14 protein-coding genes are annotated in these 16,701 nt (G+C 64.1%); 5 read left to right on the top strand and 9 right to left on the bottom strand.

All coding sequences use genetic code 11. The features are described 5' to 3' along the window. Positions 1 to 71: 71 nt before the first annotated feature. Positions 72 to 1,226 (bottom strand): ribonuclease D, encoded by a 1,155-nt coding sequence (gene rnd, locus AC5ZGW_RS29610; protein WP_130228051.1) that lies wholly within the window; start codon positions 1,224 to 1,226, stop codon positions 72 to 74. Between the two features lie 733 nt (positions 1,227 to 1,959). Continuing rightward, positions 1,960 to 3,228, bottom strand: a complete 1,269-nt coding sequence (gene chrA / locus AC5ZGW_RS29605; protein WP_130228052.1) for a chromate efflux transporter — start codon at positions 3,226 to 3,228, stop codon at positions 1,960 to 1,962. A gap of 138 nt (positions 3,229 to 3,366) precedes the next feature. Between chrA and AC5ZGW_RS29600 the strand changes: the two genes are divergently transcribed. Then, positions 3,367 to 3,576, top strand: a complete 210-nt coding sequence (locus AC5ZGW_RS29600) for a hypothetical protein (RefSeq protein WP_130228053.1) — start codon at positions 3,367 to 3,369, stop codon at positions 3,574 to 3,576. 199 nt (positions 3,577 to 3,775) lie between these two features. Then, positions 3,776 to 4,327, top strand: coding sequence for a hemerythrin domain-containing protein (locus AC5ZGW_RS29595; protein ID WP_245474898.1), 552 nt, complete (start codon positions 3,776 to 3,778; stop codon positions 4,325 to 4,327). A 258-nt stretch (positions 4,328 to 4,585) separates the two neighbouring features. Here AC5ZGW_RS29595 and AC5ZGW_RS29590 read toward each other — a convergent pair whose 3' ends face one another. From AC5ZGW_RS29590 to AC5ZGW_RS29580, 3 genes are all read right to left on the bottom strand, one after another. Continuing rightward, positions 4,586 to 5,089 carry a NuoB/complex I 20 kDa subunit family protein gene (locus AC5ZGW_RS29590; RefSeq protein WP_080663859.1) on the bottom strand — a complete coding sequence of 168 codons (504 nt, stop codon included), beginning with the start codon at positions 5,087 to 5,089 and terminating at the stop codon, positions 4,586 to 4,588. 17 nt (positions 5,090 to 5,106) lie between these two features. Beyond that, complete coding sequence (locus AC5ZGW_RS29585; RefSeq protein ID WP_130228055.1) at positions 5,107 to 5,310, bottom strand: hypothetical protein; 204 nt, start codon at positions 5,308 to 5,310, stop codon at positions 5,107 to 5,109. A gap of 201 nt (positions 5,311 to 5,511) precedes the next feature. Continuing rightward, the gene (locus AC5ZGW_RS29580) at positions 5,512 to 6,990 is read right to left on the bottom strand and encodes a protein adenylyltransferase SelO (RefSeq protein WP_130228056.1); all 1,479 of its coding nucleotides are present in this window, start codon (positions 6,988 to 6,990) and stop codon (positions 5,512 to 5,514) included. A 192-nt stretch (positions 6,991 to 7,182) separates the two neighbouring features. Between AC5ZGW_RS29580 and aspS the strand changes: the two genes are divergently transcribed. After that, positions 7,183 to 8,955 carry an aspartate--tRNA ligase gene (aspS, locus tag AC5ZGW_RS29575; RefSeq protein WP_130228057.1) on the top strand — a complete coding sequence of 591 codons (1,773 nt, stop codon included), beginning with the start codon at positions 7,183 to 7,185 and terminating at the stop codon, positions 8,953 to 8,955. Positions 8,956 to 8,958: 3 nt separating this feature from the next. On the opposite strand, the gene AC5ZGW_RS29570 is transcribed toward aspS, so the two are convergent. Continuing rightward, positions 8,959 to 10,935: an aq_1923 C-terminal domain gene (locus AC5ZGW_RS29570; RefSeq protein WP_130228058.1), complete on the bottom strand. Its 1,977-nt coding sequence runs from the start codon at positions 10,933 to 10,935 to the stop codon at positions 8,959 to 8,961. Positions 10,936 to 11,194: 259 nt separating this feature from the next. Between AC5ZGW_RS29570 and AC5ZGW_RS29565 the strand changes: the two genes are divergently transcribed. Both AC5ZGW_RS29565 and AC5ZGW_RS29560 read left to right on the top strand, forming a co-directional pair. After that, a complete protein-coding gene (locus AC5ZGW_RS29565; protein WP_130228059.1) occupies positions 11,195 to 13,504 on the top strand; it encodes an NADP-dependent malic enzyme in 2,310 nt (769 codons plus the stop codon). Positions 13,505 to 13,664: 160 nt separating this feature from the next. Next, entirely contained in the window at positions 13,665 to 14,117 is a 453-nt protein-coding gene (locus AC5ZGW_RS29560; protein WP_130228060.1) for a DoxX family protein, read from the top strand. 107 nt (positions 14,118 to 14,224) lie between these two features. Here the strand turns inward: AC5ZGW_RS29560 and AC5ZGW_RS29555 are convergent, their stop codons facing one another. The 3 genes from AC5ZGW_RS29555 to AC5ZGW_RS29545 all read right to left on the bottom strand — a co-directional run bounded on the left by AC5ZGW_RS29555 (position 14,225) and on the right by AC5ZGW_RS29545 (position 16,522). Further along, entirely contained in the window at positions 14,225 to 14,785 is a 561-nt protein-coding gene (locus AC5ZGW_RS29555; RefSeq protein ID WP_245474899.1) for a dihydrofolate reductase family protein, read from the bottom strand. Between the two features lie 14 nt (positions 14,786 to 14,799). After that, positions 14,800 to 15,801 carry a polysaccharide deacetylase family protein gene (locus AC5ZGW_RS29550; protein ID WP_496114000.1) on the bottom strand — a complete coding sequence of 334 codons (1,002 nt, stop codon included), beginning with the start codon at positions 15,799 to 15,801 and terminating at the stop codon, positions 14,800 to 14,802. Between the two features lie 145 nt (positions 15,802 to 15,946). Beyond that, positions 15,947 to 16,522, bottom strand: a complete 576-nt coding sequence (locus AC5ZGW_RS29545; protein ID WP_130227937.1) for a glutathione peroxidase — start codon at positions 16,520 to 16,522, stop codon at positions 15,947 to 15,949. Between the last annotated feature and the right edge of the window lie 179 nt (positions 16,523 to 16,701).

Here is a 16,701-nt window from a genome sequence, read left to right as displayed (position 1 = left end):
ACAAAGTGTTGCTTGCGACCTGGAATTTCAACACAAGTCCGCTGGGTTTGCGCACGGCGATAACTACCCGGCTACTCCTTGGCGCGTTCCACCTTGACCACGCGTCCCTTGTCGATCGCAAGCGCCAGCCGGCCGTGCTTGAGCTTGAGCGCCGCTTCGCCGAATAATTCGCGGCGCCAGCCGTGCAGGGCGGCGACGTCGGCATGATCGTCGGCGGCGATCTGCTCGAGATCGTCGACGGTCGCGATCACCTTGCTTGCGACTGCGTGCCGCTCGGACGTCATCCTGAGCAGCACCTTCAACAGTTCGACGATCGCCGCACCGTTGGAATTGTTGCGCGGCTTCTCGATCTTCGGCAGCTTGGCGAAATCCCGGGCGAGCCCGCGCTGCACGGCGGCAATGATGTCCGTGCCCCATTTCGAGCGCTCAAATCCTTTCGGCAGCGAGCGTAGGTTGGCAAGCTTCTCCAGCGACGTCGGCGCATGCGTTGCGATATCGCCCACCGCCTCGTCCTTCAGCACGCGCGAACGCGGCACGTCGCGACTCTGCGCCTCCTGCTCGCGCCATGCGGCGACCTCGATCAGCACCGCGAGCTCGCGCGGCTTCCGCACCCTGGTTTTCAGCCGCTCCCAGGCGCGCTCTGGATGGAAGTCGTAGGTGCGGGGCGAGGTCAGGATCTCCATCTCCTCGCTGACCCAGTCGTTGCGGCCGCGCTTCTTCAGGTCGGCATCGAGCGCGCTGAAGACATCGCGCAAATGCGTGACGTCGGAGACCGCGTATTGGGTCTGCTCGGCGCTGAGCGGCCGACGCGACCAGTCGGTGAAGCGGTGGGTCTTGTCCGGCCGATGGCCGGTGATGCGCTCGACGAGCTGGTCATAGGCGATGCTGTCACCATAGCCGAGCACCATGGCCGCAACCTGCGTGTCGAAGATCGGGTGCGGGATGGTGTTGGCGCGGTGCCAGACGATCTCGATGTCCTGCCGGGCGGCGTGGAATACCTTCAGCACCTGCTCGTTGGCCATCAACTTGAAGAACGGTGTGAGGTCGATGTCGGGAGCGAGCGCGTCGATCACGACGGCCTCGTCCGGGCTCGCCATTTGCAGCACGCAGAGCAGGGGGTAGTAGGTCGTTTCCCGCAGGAACTCGGTGTCGACGGTGATAACGGGGTGGGCGGCCAAGCGGTCGCAGGCCGCCTGCAGTTCCCAGGTGGTGTTAATCAGATCCATGAACAGTCCATGACGCTTCCGACACGCGTTCTGCCGAAAGCGCAGGTATGTCAAGGGGCTTGGCTGCAATTCTGGCCCTGCATAGGCTCAGGTCAGGCCGCGCGGAACAGGCGGCGGACGCCGCGTGGGCGTCGCAGGGCGCGAAAACGGTGGTTGGGCCGCCGCCTTACTCGTGACGACCGTGCCTGGAGGGCCGACGAGCGGCGGGCATTGCGAGCACGACCAGGCAGAGAGCCACCATCGCCATTCCCACGAATTCAAGAGCAAAGGCTTCCATCGGCAATCTCCCTAACAAAGTCGTAAGACTTGTCGGGATCGGGTTGACGGTCTGTTAAGGGATTTGGTTACCGGCCGTCCGCCGCCGCGATGGTGGATGCCGGGTTAATGGCGGGGCCGCGTGACGGTCGCTGGTGAGGCGGGCACTGTCACCCCTCACGGTGAGGAGCGCACCGGGTCCGCGCAAAGCGCGGCCCGAATGACAGGCTTCGCGCGTCTCCGGACGCTGCTTCGCATCGCCTTGAGAACCATGAGGCCCCGCCGGAGGCCTCGCCCTTCGAGACGGTCGCTTCGCAACCTCCTCAGGGGTGAGGGAATGGCTCGAGTACCCATCCTGCGGTTAACGAATAGCCCGACAGCGTTGGCTGCCGGGCGCACGTAAATATGCCTACATGAACGCCTCACCCTAGAACACGAAGGCGACCGAAATCCTATCCGGAAAAACACTGGTCAAGCGTCACAGGATCGCCGCGCCAATTCCCGCGATGGCGCTGAAGGCGACGACCACGAGCGGCGGTGCGCGCCAGGCGATGAGCAGCACGAATCCGACGAGGGCAATCGCAAAGTCCGTGGGCGTCTGCACCGTGTTGGTCCATACCGGATTGTAGAGCGCCGCGCCCAGGATGCCGACGACCGCTGCGTTCACGCCGCGCATCATCGCCTGGGCGCCCGCACGTTTGCGAAAGCTGTCCCAGTACGGCAGCGCTGCCAGCAGGATCAGGACGCCCGGAAGGAATATGCCGAACAAGCCGATGAGGGCTCCGGCGATGCCGTGCGACGACGTTTTGACGACGGCGCCGAGGGGATGGCTTGGCCGGACCCCATGATCAATTTTGCTGAACTTGACGCACAGAACTGTGAAGAGCGGTCCGGGGACGGCCTGGGCGGCGCCATAGCCGGTCAGGAATACGTCGTCGCCGACCCAGCCCGGCGTCACCACGGCCTCGCGCAGCAGCGGCAGCACGACATGGCCGCCGCCAAACACGAGCGCGCCGGAGCGATAGAAGGCGTCGAACAAGGCAATGCCCGCGTACGGCCACAGCCGTGCCAGGACCGGCAGGCCGACGAGCAGGATCAGGAACGCCGCCAGTGCGACGAGAGCGGCGGCGCGCGACACCGGCACGGCGAAATGGCTTTCTCCGCTCGGCTGCGCGGCGCGGCAGAGCCATAGTCCGGCGATGCCGCCGAGCAGGATCGCGCCGATCTGCGCTACCGATGATGTGCTGAACAGGATGATGAGTGCGGCGACCGTCGCGATCGAGGCGCGCTCGCGGTCGGGGCATAGGGTCCGCGCCATGCCCCATACCGCTTGAGCTACGATCGCGACCGCCACGAGTTTGAGGCCGTGCACCAGCCCCGTTCCGACCGGTCCGCTCAATGCGCTGGCGCCATAGGCAAACAGCAGGAGCGCGACGGCCGATGGCAGCGTGAAACCCGTCCATGCCGCCAGCGCGCCGCGATAACCTGCGCGCATCAATCCGAGCGAAAATCCGACCTGGCTGCTCGCCGGACCGGGCAGGAATTGGCAGAGCGCCACGAGGTCCGCATAGGATTGTTCGTCGAGCCATTTGCGGCGCTCGACGAATTCGCTACGGAAATAGCCGATATGGGCGATCGGGCCGCCGAACGACGTCAGCCCGAGCTTGAGGAAGACCAGAAGCACTTCGAGCGGCGAGCCCGCGCGCGGAGGTTTGGCCTCGCTGTCTGAAGTCCGCTCAATGTTCATCGTCCAGAATTCCCATCAGACAAGTTCCCGCGCCGGGATCGATGCAGGAACCGCAGTTCTCTTGAACTGTTAGCGCGCCAACCGTGACGCCCGTCCATCGAGTGCGTCGGGCTATCACAACTCAGCACGAGACTGGTCATGGCAAGTGCCGCCGAACGGGATCCCCGCCATCATACGCAGAAAATGCGAAAGGCGTTACACGACATAAAAACCCACCTTCGCGAGGACATCGCGAAGGTCGATGAACCACAGCTCAAGGCCATGTTCGAGACCTCAGCCGAGGTGATCGGCGGGCTGGAGAAAGCGTTCACGGATTACGAGCAGAAGAACGAAGCGGCTTGGCGCTAGAGCAGGATGACGGCGGGCATCATCCCTGTGAGGAGCCTGTGAGATGAACCGGGATGTCGATATCAGGAAACGCGCTCTGATCACGGGGACTGCCGTGACGGGAATCATCGCGACCGCGGGACTGATCCCGCCGTCACTCGCTGTAGCGCGGTCCAAGGAGGAAAAGGAGAAGACAGAGGTCACGCCGCCGGAAGATTTGATGCGCGAGCACGGCGTGCTCGATCGGGTGCTTCTGGTCTACGAAGCGGGGCTCCGCAAGTTTGCCGCTAAGGAGGATTTCGACCCCTCGGTCATGACGCGCGCTGCCGAGATCGTGCGCGACTTCATCCACAACTATCACGAGGAGTCGGAGGAGCACGCGGTCTTTCCACGCTTCAAGAAAGCCGGAAAGATGGTCGATCTCGTCGACACGCTGCTGATCCAGCACAAGGCCGGGCGGGGTGTGACCGAGACGATCCTCCGAACGGCACCGGGCAGTCGGCAGGATGGCGAGGACCGGCGACAGCTTACCGACTCGGTTCGCGCCTTCATCGCGATGTATCGTCCCCACGCAGCGCGCGAAGACACCGAGCTGTTCCCGATGCTGAGGAGCCTGGTTTCCGCGCATGGGTTCGATGCAATGGCCGAGGATTTCGAGCGAAAGGAACATCAGCTCTTTGGCGACGACGGGTTCGAGATGATGACAAAGCGGGTGGCTGATCTGGAACGACAAACCGGGATCGACGATCTCTCCCAATTCACCCCGCGATGAAACGCGCGCCGCAGTTGCGGCAGATCAATACGAGGTGGGCCAGCGGCACTAGGATATCAATGTAGCCGAACAGCTTGACGGCCAGGTTGTTGAGGTTATGGGGCTCGGCCTCCTAGGCACACCGGGCCCCACCTTAAATCTTCGTAAGATTGAGTGGAGCGAAATCCGTAGGATGGGTAGAGCGAAGCGAAACCCATCATTCGCGGCTTGCTCATCGCGATGGGTTTCGCTTTCGCTCTACCGATCCTACCGCGATTATCATCGTTCGATGGTGCCGGTGCGACGGATTTTCTTCTGCAACAGCATGATGCCGTAGAGCAGGGCCTCTGCGGTTGGCGGACAACCGGGGACGTAGATGTCTACCGGGACGATGCGGTCGCAGCCGCGCACGACTGAATAGGAATAGTGATAGTAGCCACCGCCATTGGCGCAGGAGCCCATCGAGATCACATAGCGCGGCTCCGGCATCTGGTCGTAGACCTTGCGCAAGGCGGGAGCCATCTTGTTGCAGAGGGTTCCCGAGACGATCATCACATCGGACTGTCGCGGTGAGGCGCGTGGCGCGGCGCCGAAACGCTCGATGTCATAGCGCGGCATAGAGACCTGCATCTGTTCGATGGCACAGCAGGCAAGGCCGAAGGTCATCCACATCAGCGAACCCGATCGCGCCCATGTCACGAGGTCATCGAGCGGCGCGACGAAGTAGCCGCGATCGCCGAGGTTATGCTCTACATTTTCTGCCAGTGACAGGGTGTCCAACATACGCGGTCTCCCAACACTCAGGCGGTATGTCCGCCCGGATTGGCATTCTTTGGTGTCTTCTTGGCCCGTTGCGGCGTCATCCTTGCCGGGTCCGGTTGCCCGGGCACTCCGCGCGGACCGAATTGCTGTCGTTGAAGATCATCCTCGGAGAACTCAGGCTCGACGCCGTTCGGCTCGACGCGCTTTATCGGAGTTCCCGGATCGCGATTGCGCTCGTTCATGCCATGCTCCATCGCTGATGGGTGTCGGGCCAACGACGGGAGCGGCGAATTGTTGCTAAGGAAGGCAGGCAAGCTTAGCGCGTCATTCCGGGATGCGCCGTAAGGCGCAGGCCCGGAATCCATTGGACCGCCTGCGCTGGCGGCGAAATGGATTCCGGGCTCGATGCTTGCGCATCGCCCCGGAATGACGGGGAGGTCGGCTCACGTCCCGCAAAATGTCTGCAGCACGCGCTGATCCGGCAGCGGCGGCTCGGCGTAAGCTGCGTATTGCGGCTGGTCGTCGTAGGGTTTTGACAGCACCGTCAACAGTTCCTCGAACGGCGCGTAGTTGTCATCGTTCGTCGCCGCCGCAATCACTGCTTCGACGCGGTGGTTGCGCGGGATGAAGGCGGGGTTGACGACGCACATGGCCGAGTGGCGCTCGGACGGCGTTTGTGGCTCGAGGGCAAGGCGTTCCCGCCAGCGCGTGGCCCACTCGTCGAAGGCCTGCGGATCCATGAACTGGGCGCGGACGTTCTCGTCGGCCGATGCATCCAGGGCTGCATCGCCGAGGCGGCGGAAGGTGAGGGTGAAGTCGGCCTGGTTTTTCGCCATGGCATCCAGGAGACCCTCGATCAGCGCCTCATCGCCGTCGCGTTCGCTAAACAGGCCGATCTTCCGACGCAGACCCGCTGCATAGGCGGCGCTGAACTTCTCGGAGAAATCGCCGAGGATGAATTGCGCCTGTTCGATCGCCTTCTCCTGGTCGTCGGAGAACAGCGGCAGCAGGCATTCAGCCAATCGCGTCAGATTCCACAGCGCGATCCGCGGCTGGTTGCCATAGGCGTACCGGCCCATCTCGTCGATTGAAGAGTAGACTTGCGCGGGGTTGTAGTCGTCCATGAAGGCGCAGGGGCCGTAGTCGATGGTCTCGCCCGAGATCGAGGTGTTGTCGGTGTTCATCACGCCGTGGATGAAGCCGACCAGGAGCCAGCGCGCGACGAGCTCGGCCTGGCGGGCGACGACGCCTTCGAGCAAAGCGTGATACGGACGATCCGACTTTGCCACTTCAGGATAATGCCTGTTGATCACGTGATCGGCGAGGGCACGCACGCCATCGGTGTCGCCGCGGGCGGCGAAGAACTGGAAGGTGCCGACGCGCACATGGCTCGCCGCCACACGTGTCAGCACCGCGCCGGGAAGCGCGGTCTCGCGGATCACATGCTCGCCGGTGATGACGGCCGCGAGCGAACGCGTCGTGGGAATGCCCAATGCGAACATCGCTTCGCTGACGATGTATTCGCGCAGGACCGGGCCGAGCGCGGCGCGGCCATCGCCGCGGCGTGAGAACGGGGTCGGGCCGGAACCCTTGAGCTGGATGTCGCGGCGGACGCCGTCCCGGTCAATGACCTCGCCGAGCAGGATGGCACGGCCGTCGCCAAGTTGCGGAACGAACTGGCCGAACTGGTGGCCGGCATAGGCCATCGCGATGGGGTCGGCGCCCTCGGGCAGGCGCTTGCCGGCGAGGATTTCCGCCCCTTCCGGGGTGTCCAGAAGGTCCGGATCGAGCCCGAGTTGAACCGCGAGCGGCCGGTTGAGCTTGATCAGGCGCGGGGCGGCAACCGGGGTCGGCGCGACACGGGCGAAAAAGTTCGCCGGCAGTGCCGCATAGGAGTTCTGGAAGGGGAAATGCACCGTCATAGTGTAAAGATAGGCTCGGGCCCCGATTAGGCAAACACTTCGCGCCATCGGGGCCGAAAATGTCCGGTTCGGGCGCAAATCAAGGCGTTCCCTTGGTTGCCGCACCTCGCGGCCTCGGGTAAACCGACCCCCAAATTCGGGCAGGCCGCTGGTCGCCCGATTCGAACCCTCCGACATCTGTTTGGGAAGTCCATGCATCGCTACCGGTCACATACATGCGGCGCGCTCCGCGAGAGCCACATCGGCGAGACGGTCCGCCTTTCCGGCTGGGTTCATCGCGTTCGCGACCATGGCGGCGTGCTGTTCATCGACCTACGCGATCATTACGGCATCACGCAATGCGTGGCGGACCCGGATTCGGCGGCGTTCCACGATGCCGAAAAGCTGCGCTCGGAATGGGTGGTGCGGATGGACGGCAAGGTCCGCCGCCGCCCCGAAGGCACCGACAACCCGGAACTTCCGACCGGGCAGGTCGAGATCTATGTCAGCGAGATCGAGGTGCTCGGCCCCGCCGCCGAGCTGCCGCTGCCGGTGTTCGGCGAACAGGAATATCCTGAAGACATAAGGCTTAAGTACCGTTTCCTCGACCTGCGTCGCGAGAAGCTGCACCAGAACATCATGACCCGCGGCGCGATCGTCGATTCCATGCGCAAGCGGATGAAGGAGCAGGGGTTCTTCGAATTCCAGACGCCGATCCTCACCGCATCCTCGCCGGAGGGCGCGCGCGACTTCCTGGTGCCCTCGCGTATCCATCCCGGCAAGTTCTACGCGCTGCCGCAGGCACCGCAGCAGTACAAGCAATTGATCATGATGTCGGGCTTCGATCGCTACTTCCAGATCGCGCCCTGCTTCCGCGACGAGGACCCGCGCGCCGACCGCCTGCCCGGCGAGTTCTACCAGCTCGACGTCGAAATGAGTTTTGTGACTCAGGACGACGTATTTGCGGCGATGGAGCCGGTCATCACGGGCGTGTTCGAGGACTTCGCCAAGGGCAAGCCGGTCACCAAGAACTGGCCGCGGATTCCATTTGCTGACGCGATCCGCAAATACGGCACCGACAAGCCCGATTTGCGCAACCCGATCATCATGCAGGAGGTCTCAGAGCATTTCCGCGGCTCCGGCTTCAAGGTGTTCGCGCGGATGCTGGAAGACTCGAAGAACCAGGTGTGGGCGATCCCGGCCAAGGGCGGCGGCAGCCGCGCGTTCGCCGACCGCATGAACTCCTGGGCGCAGGGCGAGGGCCAGCCGGGCCTCGGCTACATCTTCTGGCGCGAAGGCGGCGAGGGCGCGGGCCCGCTTGCGAACAACATCGGTCCCGAACGGACCGCTGCGGTCCGTGAGCAGCTCGGCCTGCAGGAAGGCGACGCGGCATTCTTCGTCGCCGGGGAGCCCGACAAGTTCTGGAAGTTCGCCGGCCTCGCGCGCACCAAGCTCGGCGAGGAATTGAACCTGATCGACAAGGACCGGTTCGAGCTCGCCTGGATCGTCGACTTCCCGATGTATGAGTACAACGAGGAAGACAAGAAGGTCGACTTCTCGCACAACCCGTTCTCGATGCCCCAGGGCGGATTGGAAGCGCTGCAGACGCAGGATCCGCTGACCATCAAGGCCTTCCAGTACGACATCGCCTGCAACGGCTATGAGATCGCCTCCGGCGGCATCCGCAACCACAAGCCGGAAGCGATGGTGAAGGCGTTCCAGATCGCGGGCTATGGCGAAGAGGACGTGGTCGAGCGTTTCGGCGGCATGTACCGCGCGTTCCAGTACGGCGCGCCGCCGCATGGCGGCATGGCGGCGGGGCTCGATCGCATCGTGATGCTGCTCTGCGGCACCACGAACCTGCGCGAGATTTCGCTGTTTCCGATGAACCAGCAGGCCGTCGATCTCCTGATGGGCGCGCCGTCGGAAGCCACGACGAAGCAGCTCCGCGAGCTTCACATCAGGGTGAATTTGCCCAATAAGTGATGCTCAGAGTCCCGTCGAGGCCTCGACCTGGAATTGCGCGAGCGCGATCAGCGGGTCGGTCTTGAGGAGCTGAACGAGCTGAAGCCCCGGCACCTTGCCGCGGGGCGTCAGCTTGATGATCAGCGTTTGTCCGGGACTCTCGACAAAGCGGACCACGGCGTCCACCGCGGCGGCGGCATCGGGATTGGCGGCGACGGCTTGGCCAAACGCCTTGATCTGGTCGATGATGGCACCTCTCGCCGCCTCGCGACTGACATTCTGAGCTCGGGCATATTGCGCGACGATCAGATCGACGCAGCCACCGTCGCGCAAGCTGAGCTCGATGGCTCCGGCCTCAATCTGGCCGGCGAGGCTCGCTGCTTGCATCGGATCGGTGGAGAACACGGCTCGCGGCACATTGGCGAGCGCAACGCGGGCGGACGCCTTCAGCAGGTTGCCGATCTCGAGGCTTGCGGGCGCGAGCACGAAGGCGCCGGACTGTTCGGTCCAGCCCGCGCCGAGATCCAGGGCGATGGCCGCCCGGTCGATGCCGGCCGCCACAAGCGGCTGCATCGCCGGATCGGTCGCGTCTACGGGCACGTTCAGCTTCGCCACCAGATGCGCCTTGCTTGGGACGGGGCCGACGAACTGGCCCCAGCTCAGGCTGATGGTGTCGATATTGACGAGCTTGTCGGTGTCGCGGAAGGGCGTGGCCGCGCCCTTGACCTCGATGCCTTCGAGCACCCTGAACAGACCGAAAATTTCATCCGGCGTGGTCCTTGGCTCGGCGTTGGCGCGCGCCGCGAAGCGCATCAATTGCGGGATGTCGAAGGAATTCAGCGCAAGACGGTCGAACCTGAACGGCCCCTTTGGCGTCTCGACGTCCAGGCCCTCAAGCGCCAATTGGCCGCGGCCGTTTTCCAGATTGGCGCGGATCGCCGCCAGCTTGAAAGGCCCCTGCGGCGTCAGCATCGTGTGTCCGCGCAATTCCGCATTGCCGATGCGGATGCCCTCATAGACGTCAGCCATCTTCGCCATGATCTGGCGCGCCTGAGCCTGGGTCGGAGGGCCGGCTCCGGGCTGCGGCATCAGCGCGAGGATCGCCGCCAGTTGCAGCTTTGACGGCCGCACGGCGATATCGTCGACCGTGATGCTGTCGATCTGCGCCCGCATGCCCTGGTCGGTGGCCAGCACATAGGGGCCGGCCGAGACTTCCCGGTAGATGCGGTGATAGCTGTCGTCGTTCGACCTCCCGGGATCGAGCACGGTGCCGGCCGCAGCGGCGTCGAAATCATGGGCGACGAGATTGGAGAGAGTGCCGGTCAGTTTCGCGCGCTTGCCCGCCTGCGGCGTGTTCAACGTGAAGGTGAAGCTGTCCGCCTTGGTGCTGGCGACCTTGCCATCCCTGATGTCTTGCAGCGCAACGCCCGAATAGGCGAACTCGCCACCATCAGGCGTCGCCGCGCCGCCATTGATCGTGCCGGTCACCGACGGGATCGTGACCGATGAGGCCGCAACCGCAGTGAACTGCTGGAGCGCAAAGCGATAGATGTCGAGCAGGGATTCCGAGGCCGGCAGTTGCGCCGAGTTGGAGGGGCCGGAATAGTCCTTCACCGTGAAGCGCGGCACCTTGTAGGTCACCTTGACCGGCATCTTGTCGGTCACCTCGGTTGCCAGCTCGATATCGGCCAGCTCGATGCTCTCCGCGGAGACGCGGGTCCGGTCGGGCTGGCGGACGCCGGCGGCGGTCAGGCTCGCGATCCTTAAGCGCGCCGGTGGCTGCGCCGCTGATTCGCCCACGATGTCGACGACCGTGACGGTGCGCGCCAGCATATCCACCGTCACCTTGCCATGACTGGCCTTGCCGCCGGCGGCGCGGACCTGCGCGAAGGCGGCCTCGATGCCGCTGGTCATGCGATGCTGCACGTAGAGATTGAAGCCGAGCAGGCCGGCGGCGGCGACCACGACCGCGGCGATCAGGCCGATCAAAATCCGTATCATCCGGTCAGCTCCGAATTACCGATCATCCCGGGGACAAACTGCCATGTTCTCAAGGGGATGACCGGAGAAGGAAAGGGCGGTATGGCCTCAAATATTGCGCAGGCGGGCGGCTGTTGACGGGAGTGCGATCCGATGTTGCATCGAGGGGGCCCGGCGTGCTTCACATCCGGCTCCATCTGCCGGACAACTGGCCTTGTTAGACTGCATAGAACAAGACTTGCATAGAATAAGAGCTTGAGGCCGGAAACGCGAGAGTACGATGTCATCCTCTTCTGAAGATCTCCATTCGGCGGCGCTGGCCTATCACCGGCTGCCGCGACCGGGCAAACTCGAAATACAGGCGATCAAGCCGCTCGCCAACCAGCGCGACCTGGCGCTCGCCTATTCGCCCGGCGTCGCCGCCGCCTGCACCGAGATCGCAAAAAACCCCGCCGAGGCGGCCTCGCTGACGGCGCGCGCGAACCTGGTCGCGGTGGTCAGCAACGGTACCGCGGTGCTTGGGCTCGGCAATATCGGCCCGCTGGCCTCGAAGCCGGTGATGGAAGGCAAGGCGGTGCTGTTCAAGAAATTCGCCGGCATCGACGTGTTCGACATCGAGATCAAGGCCGACACGATCGAGCGCGTGGTCGAGACGGTGGCGGCGCTGGAGCCGACCTTCGGCGGCATCAATCTGGAGGACATCCGCGGCCCCGAGTGTTTCGAGATCGAGGCGCAGCTCAAGGAGCGGATGAAGATCCCGGTCTTCCATGACGACCAGCACGGCACCGCGATCATCGTCGGGGCTGCGATCGTCAACGCGCTGCTGCTGAACGGCAAGAAGCTGTCCGAGGTGAAGATCGTCTGCTCCGGTGCAGGCGCGGCTGCGATCGCTTGCCTCAATCTGCTGGTGTCGATGGGGGCGCAGCGCAAGAACATCTGGGTCTGCGACATTGACGGCGTCGTCCATGAGGGCCGCAACACCTCGATGGACCGCTGGAAGGCGGTCTACGCGCAGAACACGGATGCGCGGGTGCTGGCCGACGTGATCGGCGGCGCCGACATCTTCCTCGGCCTCTCGGCGCCGAATGTGCTGAAGCCGGAAATGGCAAAGCAGATGGCGGAGAACCCGCTGATCATGGCGCTCGCCAACCCGGTGCCGGAGATCATGCCGGACGAGGCGCGGAAGGCGCGCCCCGACGCCATGATCTGCACGGGACGTTCGGACTTCCCGAACCAGGTCAACAACGTCCTGTGCTTTCCCTTCATCTTCCGCGGCGCGCTCGACGTCGGCGCAACCGCGATCAACGAGGCGATGAAGCATGCGGCGGTCGACGCGATCGCGCAGCTCGCGCGCGATCCGCCCTCGGATGCGGTCGCGTCGCGCTACGACACCGGTGAGACGCAGGGTTTCGGGCCCGGCTCGCTGATCCCAAGCCCCTTCGACCCGCGCCTGATCCTGCGCATTGCGCCGGCGGTGGCAAGGGCGGCGATGGAATCGGGCGTAGCGACACGGCCGATCAAGAATTTCGACGAATACACCGCGCTGCTCGAGCGCTTCGCCTTCCGCTCCGGCCTCGTCATGAAGCCGATGTTCGCCAAGGCCAAGACGCAGCCGGTGCGCGTGATCTACGCCGAAGGCGAGGACGAGCGCGTGCTGCGCGCCACGCAAGTGGTGCTGGAAGAGAAGCTGGCGCGGCCGATCCTGGTCGGGCGGCCCTCGGTGGTCGAAGCCCGCATCAAGCGGTTCGGCCTTGCGATCCAGGCCGGCAAGGATTTCGACCTCGTCAACCCCGAGGACGATCCGCGCTATCGCTCCTATGTGCAGTCCTATATCGAGGTCGCCGGCCGGCGCGGCGTGACGCCGGATGCGGCGCGTACGGTGGTGCGCACAAACAACACTGTCATCGCGGCGCTGGCGGTGGTGCGCGGCGAGGCGGATGCCATGCTGTGCGGCGTCGAGGGCCGCTACATGAGCCATCTGCGCCACGTGCGCGAGATCATCGGCTTCCTGCCCGGGGTCAGCGACTACGCGGCGCTGGCGCTGATGATCTCGACCAAGGGCGCCTATTTCATTGCCGATACGCAGGTACGGCCGAATCCCAGCCCGGAAGAGCTGTCGGAGATGGCCTCGCTCGCAGCGATCCACGTCCAGCGCTTCAACTTCAAGCCTAGGGTCGCGTTCGTGTCGCATTCGGATTTCGGCAGCTACGACACCGAATCCTCGCGCAAGATGCGGCGCGCCACGCAGCTCCTTAAAGAAAAGCATCCGGAGATCGAGGCCGACGGCGAGATGCAGGGCGACACCGCGCTGTCCAAGGCCGTGCGCGACCTGGTGCTGCCGGGATCGAAGCTGGAAGGCGAGGCCAACATCCTGATCATGCCGAATCTCGATGCGGCCAACATCGCCTACCAGATGATCAAGTCGCTGGGAGACGCGCTTCCCGTCGGCCCGATCCTGATCGGCCCGGCGCGGCCGGCGCATATCCTCACGCCGTCGGTGACGGCGCGCGGTGTCCTCAACATGACGGCGGTCGCCGCGGTCGAGGCGCAGGAGCGTGCGGGCCGCGCGCAGCCGACCTTGTTCGGCTAGAGCATGATCCGAAAAGCTCCTGCTCAAACAAGAAGATGAGATCATGATCCGATTCATCGGATCATGATCTTGGCGGAGACGAATTCGAATTGCTCGCGGCAGGCGGAACGACCATAATCGTTCCGGGCTCGGTTCACGACTGCGATCAATGGGGACGACCATGCCGGGGTTCATTGCTTTCGGACGAGTTTTGTTCGCCGTCCTGTTCATCTATTCGGGAGCAACCAAGCTGTTGGCGATCCAGGCGACCGCGGATTCCTTCGCAGCCAAGATCACCATTCCCGAGATTGCAGCGCCCTATGCGCACCAGCTTGAAACCTTGGCGGCAATGCCGATCATGCAGTTGATCGCGATTTCGGTCGGCGTGTTCGAAGTTATCGCCGGCCTGATGATCGCATTGAACTGGCTGGTGCGATTCTTCTCGATCCTGCTCATCATCCTCGTGGTCGGCGCGACCTTCTACTTCCACGATTTCTGGAATCAGCCGGCGCCTGACAACGCCCACACGCTGATGGAGGCGCTGAAGAACCTGTCGATCATCGGCGCGCTGTTCATCCTCGCCGGCTACGGCCGCACGCCGCGGAGCACTGAGGCAGCTTACGGCGATGCGTGAGAGACTTGTAGCCCGGGTGGAGCGGAACGCGTAACCCGGGATGGCGGTATCCGTATTTGCGAGCGGCCCCGGGTTACGCTGGCGCTTCCACCCGGGCTACGGCAGCCTCACGCTGTGTCGCGCCGCCACGGCGTGACGGTGACGCCTTGGTTGGCATCGAGGATTTGCGGCTCGCCCGGCTTCAATCCGTGGGATGCAAGGATCTGCTGCGGCGAGCGGGCAGGGACACCGGGAAAGCATGGCTCCCCGTCCGGCAGGTTCACCCGCGGCGCCTGCGACAGCCAGAACGTGTCGTAGCGGTCCATGAACATATCGAACACTGAAGGACCGCCGATGATCGCGACAGTGCCGGAAGTGACACCCGCTTGCGCGCTCGCCGTCTCGAACGAGGCGCCGGCGGGATTCCAGAGCGTAGCTTTCGGATTCGCGGGATCGGCCGCGATGGCGGGCACCTTGCGCGTCACGATGATGCGTTTTCGCTGTGGCGAGTTCGGCTGGTCTTCGTAGGAATTGCGGCCATGCACGATCAAGTCGGCACGGTCGAGGGCGGCGGAGAAGAACTTCTTGTCGCCCTCGAACTTCAATTCGTTCGGCATCACATTATTTGCGTTCGCCAGCCGGCCATCGGCGGAGACAATCACATAGCCTTCGAAACGCAACGCCGGCACGACGACTCGGGAGGCTATTCGTTGACCGTCGTCACGACGCTGTTGACCGGCCGTGCGCTCACCGTCGGCAGCTTGGCGTCCTTGGCCAGCTCTTCCTCATATTTCGGCAGCACCTGCACCGGGGATTTGGCGCGCATTGCGACGACCTTGTAGCCGCCGGCCTTCAGCCGGCTCAACAATTCGGGCAGGGCTTCGGCGGTGTGCTTCTGGAAGTCGTGCATCAGGATGATGCCCTTGCCGAGCTTGTCGACCTTCTTCATCACGGTGTCGATCACCGTCTGCAGCTTGCTCGCCTTGAAGTCGAACGAGTCGAGGTCGCAGGAGAAGATGGCGACGTTGCGGGTGCCGAGATAGGTCACCATTTCGGGCGGATGCTGCAGCGCCGGGAAGCGGAAGAACGGTGAAGGCGAGACGCCGAGCGCCCATTTGACCGCGGCGAAGCCCTTCTCGATCTCGTCCTTGCGCTGGTCTTCAGTCAGCTTCTTGTTGTTCAGGTTGGCATGCGACCAGGTGTGCGCGCCGACGGTGTGGCCGGCGTTGTAAACCTGCTTGAGGATCTCGGGATGGTAGGTCGCGTGCTTGCCGATCGGGAAGAAGATGCCGGTGGTGCATTCGTCCGCCAGCGCCTTCAGCACGGCGGGCGTGTTGTTCGGCCACGGGCCGTCGTCGAAGGTGAGGACCACCTCGTGGTCGCGCAGGAAGTCGAGCTGCTTGAAATGCTCGAAGCCGAAGCCGGGTCCGCCTGTCGTGTCGATCTCGACCGTGCGGCCGACGCCGAGCGCGTTCGGATTGTTGCAAGCGGCGCGTGCTGGCTGCGGTGGCTGTGCGGGGGCGGCCGCAGGAACCGGCGCAGGCGCTGCCTGCGGAGTGGCCGCCGGCTGCGCGGGCGCCGGAGCGGCGTTCGCGCCTTTGGCGACGGGAGCACCTTTGACCGTTGGGGGAGTCTGCGACCAAACCGCGGTGGACGAGAGCAGCGAAACTGCGCCCGCCAAAATCAGACCTGCCGCAATGCGCATGGCTGTGTTCCCTAGAGCTATCGTGCGGGTGGAGGTATCCAAAGCCCGCTCGAACTGCCGCCCACCCCAACTAATAGTAGCCTAGATGGTCACACCCCGCCAATGCAACGGAGGCCGACTTCCTGCACAGGTAAATTGCAGGGGATCAGGCCGCCGCCAGCGCCCGGGCGATGGTGGTCTTGACCCTCGTGTCCTCCGGCGCAACCTGTTCAGGGAAGACGTCGGCGATGTAGCCGTCGCGGCCGATCAGATATTTGTGAAAGTTCCAGCGCGGGACATCCTTCGGACGCGCCTCGGCAGCCCATCTGTAGAAGGGATGCGCATTGGGGCCTTTCACGACGGCCTTGGCCGCCATTGGGAAGGTGACGCCATATTGGTGATGCGCGGTCTCGGCGATTTCGGTGGCGCCGCCGGGCTCCTGGCTCCCGAAATCGTTGGAGGGGACGCCGATGATGACCAGGCCACGGTCGCGGAACTCCGTCCACAGCGCCTGCAGCCCCGCATATTGCGGGGTGAAGCCACAGAGCGAGGCGGTGTTGACGATCAGGAGCGGACGGCCAGCATGCTCGGCAAGCCGGATGTCACCGCCCTCCAGCGCCGGAAACGAGAAGGCATAAGCGGTGACCCGGCTCATCGCCGGCTCCGCTCGCAAGCTCCGGGAGTACAAAGGTCCGGCCAATACCGCCACCGCACCCGCGACAAAAATCCTGCGGCTGATCATGGCCATTCCCCTTCAGCGTGAAGATTCGGTGAACAATAACCCGGCCGGGTGGAGCGGGGCTTTCAACAAGACGTTACGGCGGAGAGGCGAAGCCGTGCTTGCGGCGTCGATTTGCGTGTCATTCCGGGGCGCGCGAAGCGCGAGCTATGATGTGCAATTGCACATCAGAGAATCCATTC

The organism is Bradyrhizobium sp. Crot121 (assembly GCF_059512385.1).
This window is presented reverse-complemented; position numbering and strand designations above follow the sequence as displayed.

Excerpts from the sequence above, each read along its gene's own strand:
- rnd (WP_130228051.1), bottom strand. The coding sequence starts at position 1,226 with ATGGATCTGATTAACACCACCTGGGAACTGCAGGCGGCCTGCGACCGC.
- chrA (WP_130228052.1), bottom strand. The coding sequence starts at position 3,228 with ATGAACATTGAGCGGACTTCAGACAGCGAGGCCAAACCTCCGCGCGCG.
- AC5ZGW_RS29600 (WP_130228053.1), top strand. The coding sequence starts at position 3,367 with ATGGCAAGTGCCGCCGAACGGGATCCCCGCCATCATACGCAGAAAATG.
- AC5ZGW_RS29595 (WP_245474898.1), top strand. The coding sequence starts at position 3,776 with ATGCGCGAGCACGGCGTGCTCGATCGGGTGCTTCTGGTCTACGAAGCG.
- AC5ZGW_RS29590 (WP_080663859.1), bottom strand. The coding sequence starts at position 5,089 with ATGTTGGACACCCTGTCACTGGCAGAAAATGTAGAGCATAACCTCGGC.
- AC5ZGW_RS29585 (WP_130228055.1), bottom strand. The coding sequence starts at position 5,310 with ATGAACGAGCGCAATCGCGATCCGGGAACTCCGATAAAGCGCGTCGAG.
- AC5ZGW_RS29580 (WP_130228056.1), bottom strand. The coding sequence starts at position 6,990 with ATGACGGTGCATTTCCCCTTCCAGAACTCCTATGCGGCACTGCCGGCG.
- aspS (WP_130228057.1), top strand. The coding sequence starts at position 7,183 with ATGCATCGCTACCGGTCACATACATGCGGCGCGCTCCGCGAGAGCCAC.
- AC5ZGW_RS29570 (WP_130228058.1), bottom strand. The coding sequence starts at position 10,935 with ATGATACGGATTTTGATCGGCCTGATCGCCGCGGTCGTGGTCGCCGCC.
- AC5ZGW_RS29565 (WP_130228059.1), top strand. The coding sequence starts at position 11,195 with ATGTCATCCTCTTCTGAAGATCTCCATTCGGCGGCGCTGGCCTATCAC.
- AC5ZGW_RS29560 (WP_130228060.1), top strand. The coding sequence starts at position 13,665 with ATGCCGGGGTTCATTGCTTTCGGACGAGTTTTGTTCGCCGTCCTGTTC.
- AC5ZGW_RS29550 (WP_496114000.1), bottom strand. The coding sequence starts at position 15,801 with ATGCGCATTGCGGCAGGTCTGATTTTGGCGGGCGCAGTTTCGCTGCTC.
- AC5ZGW_RS29545 (WP_130227937.1), bottom strand. The coding sequence starts at position 16,522 with ATGATCAGCCGCAGGATTTTTGTCGCGGGTGCGGTGGCGGTATTGGCC.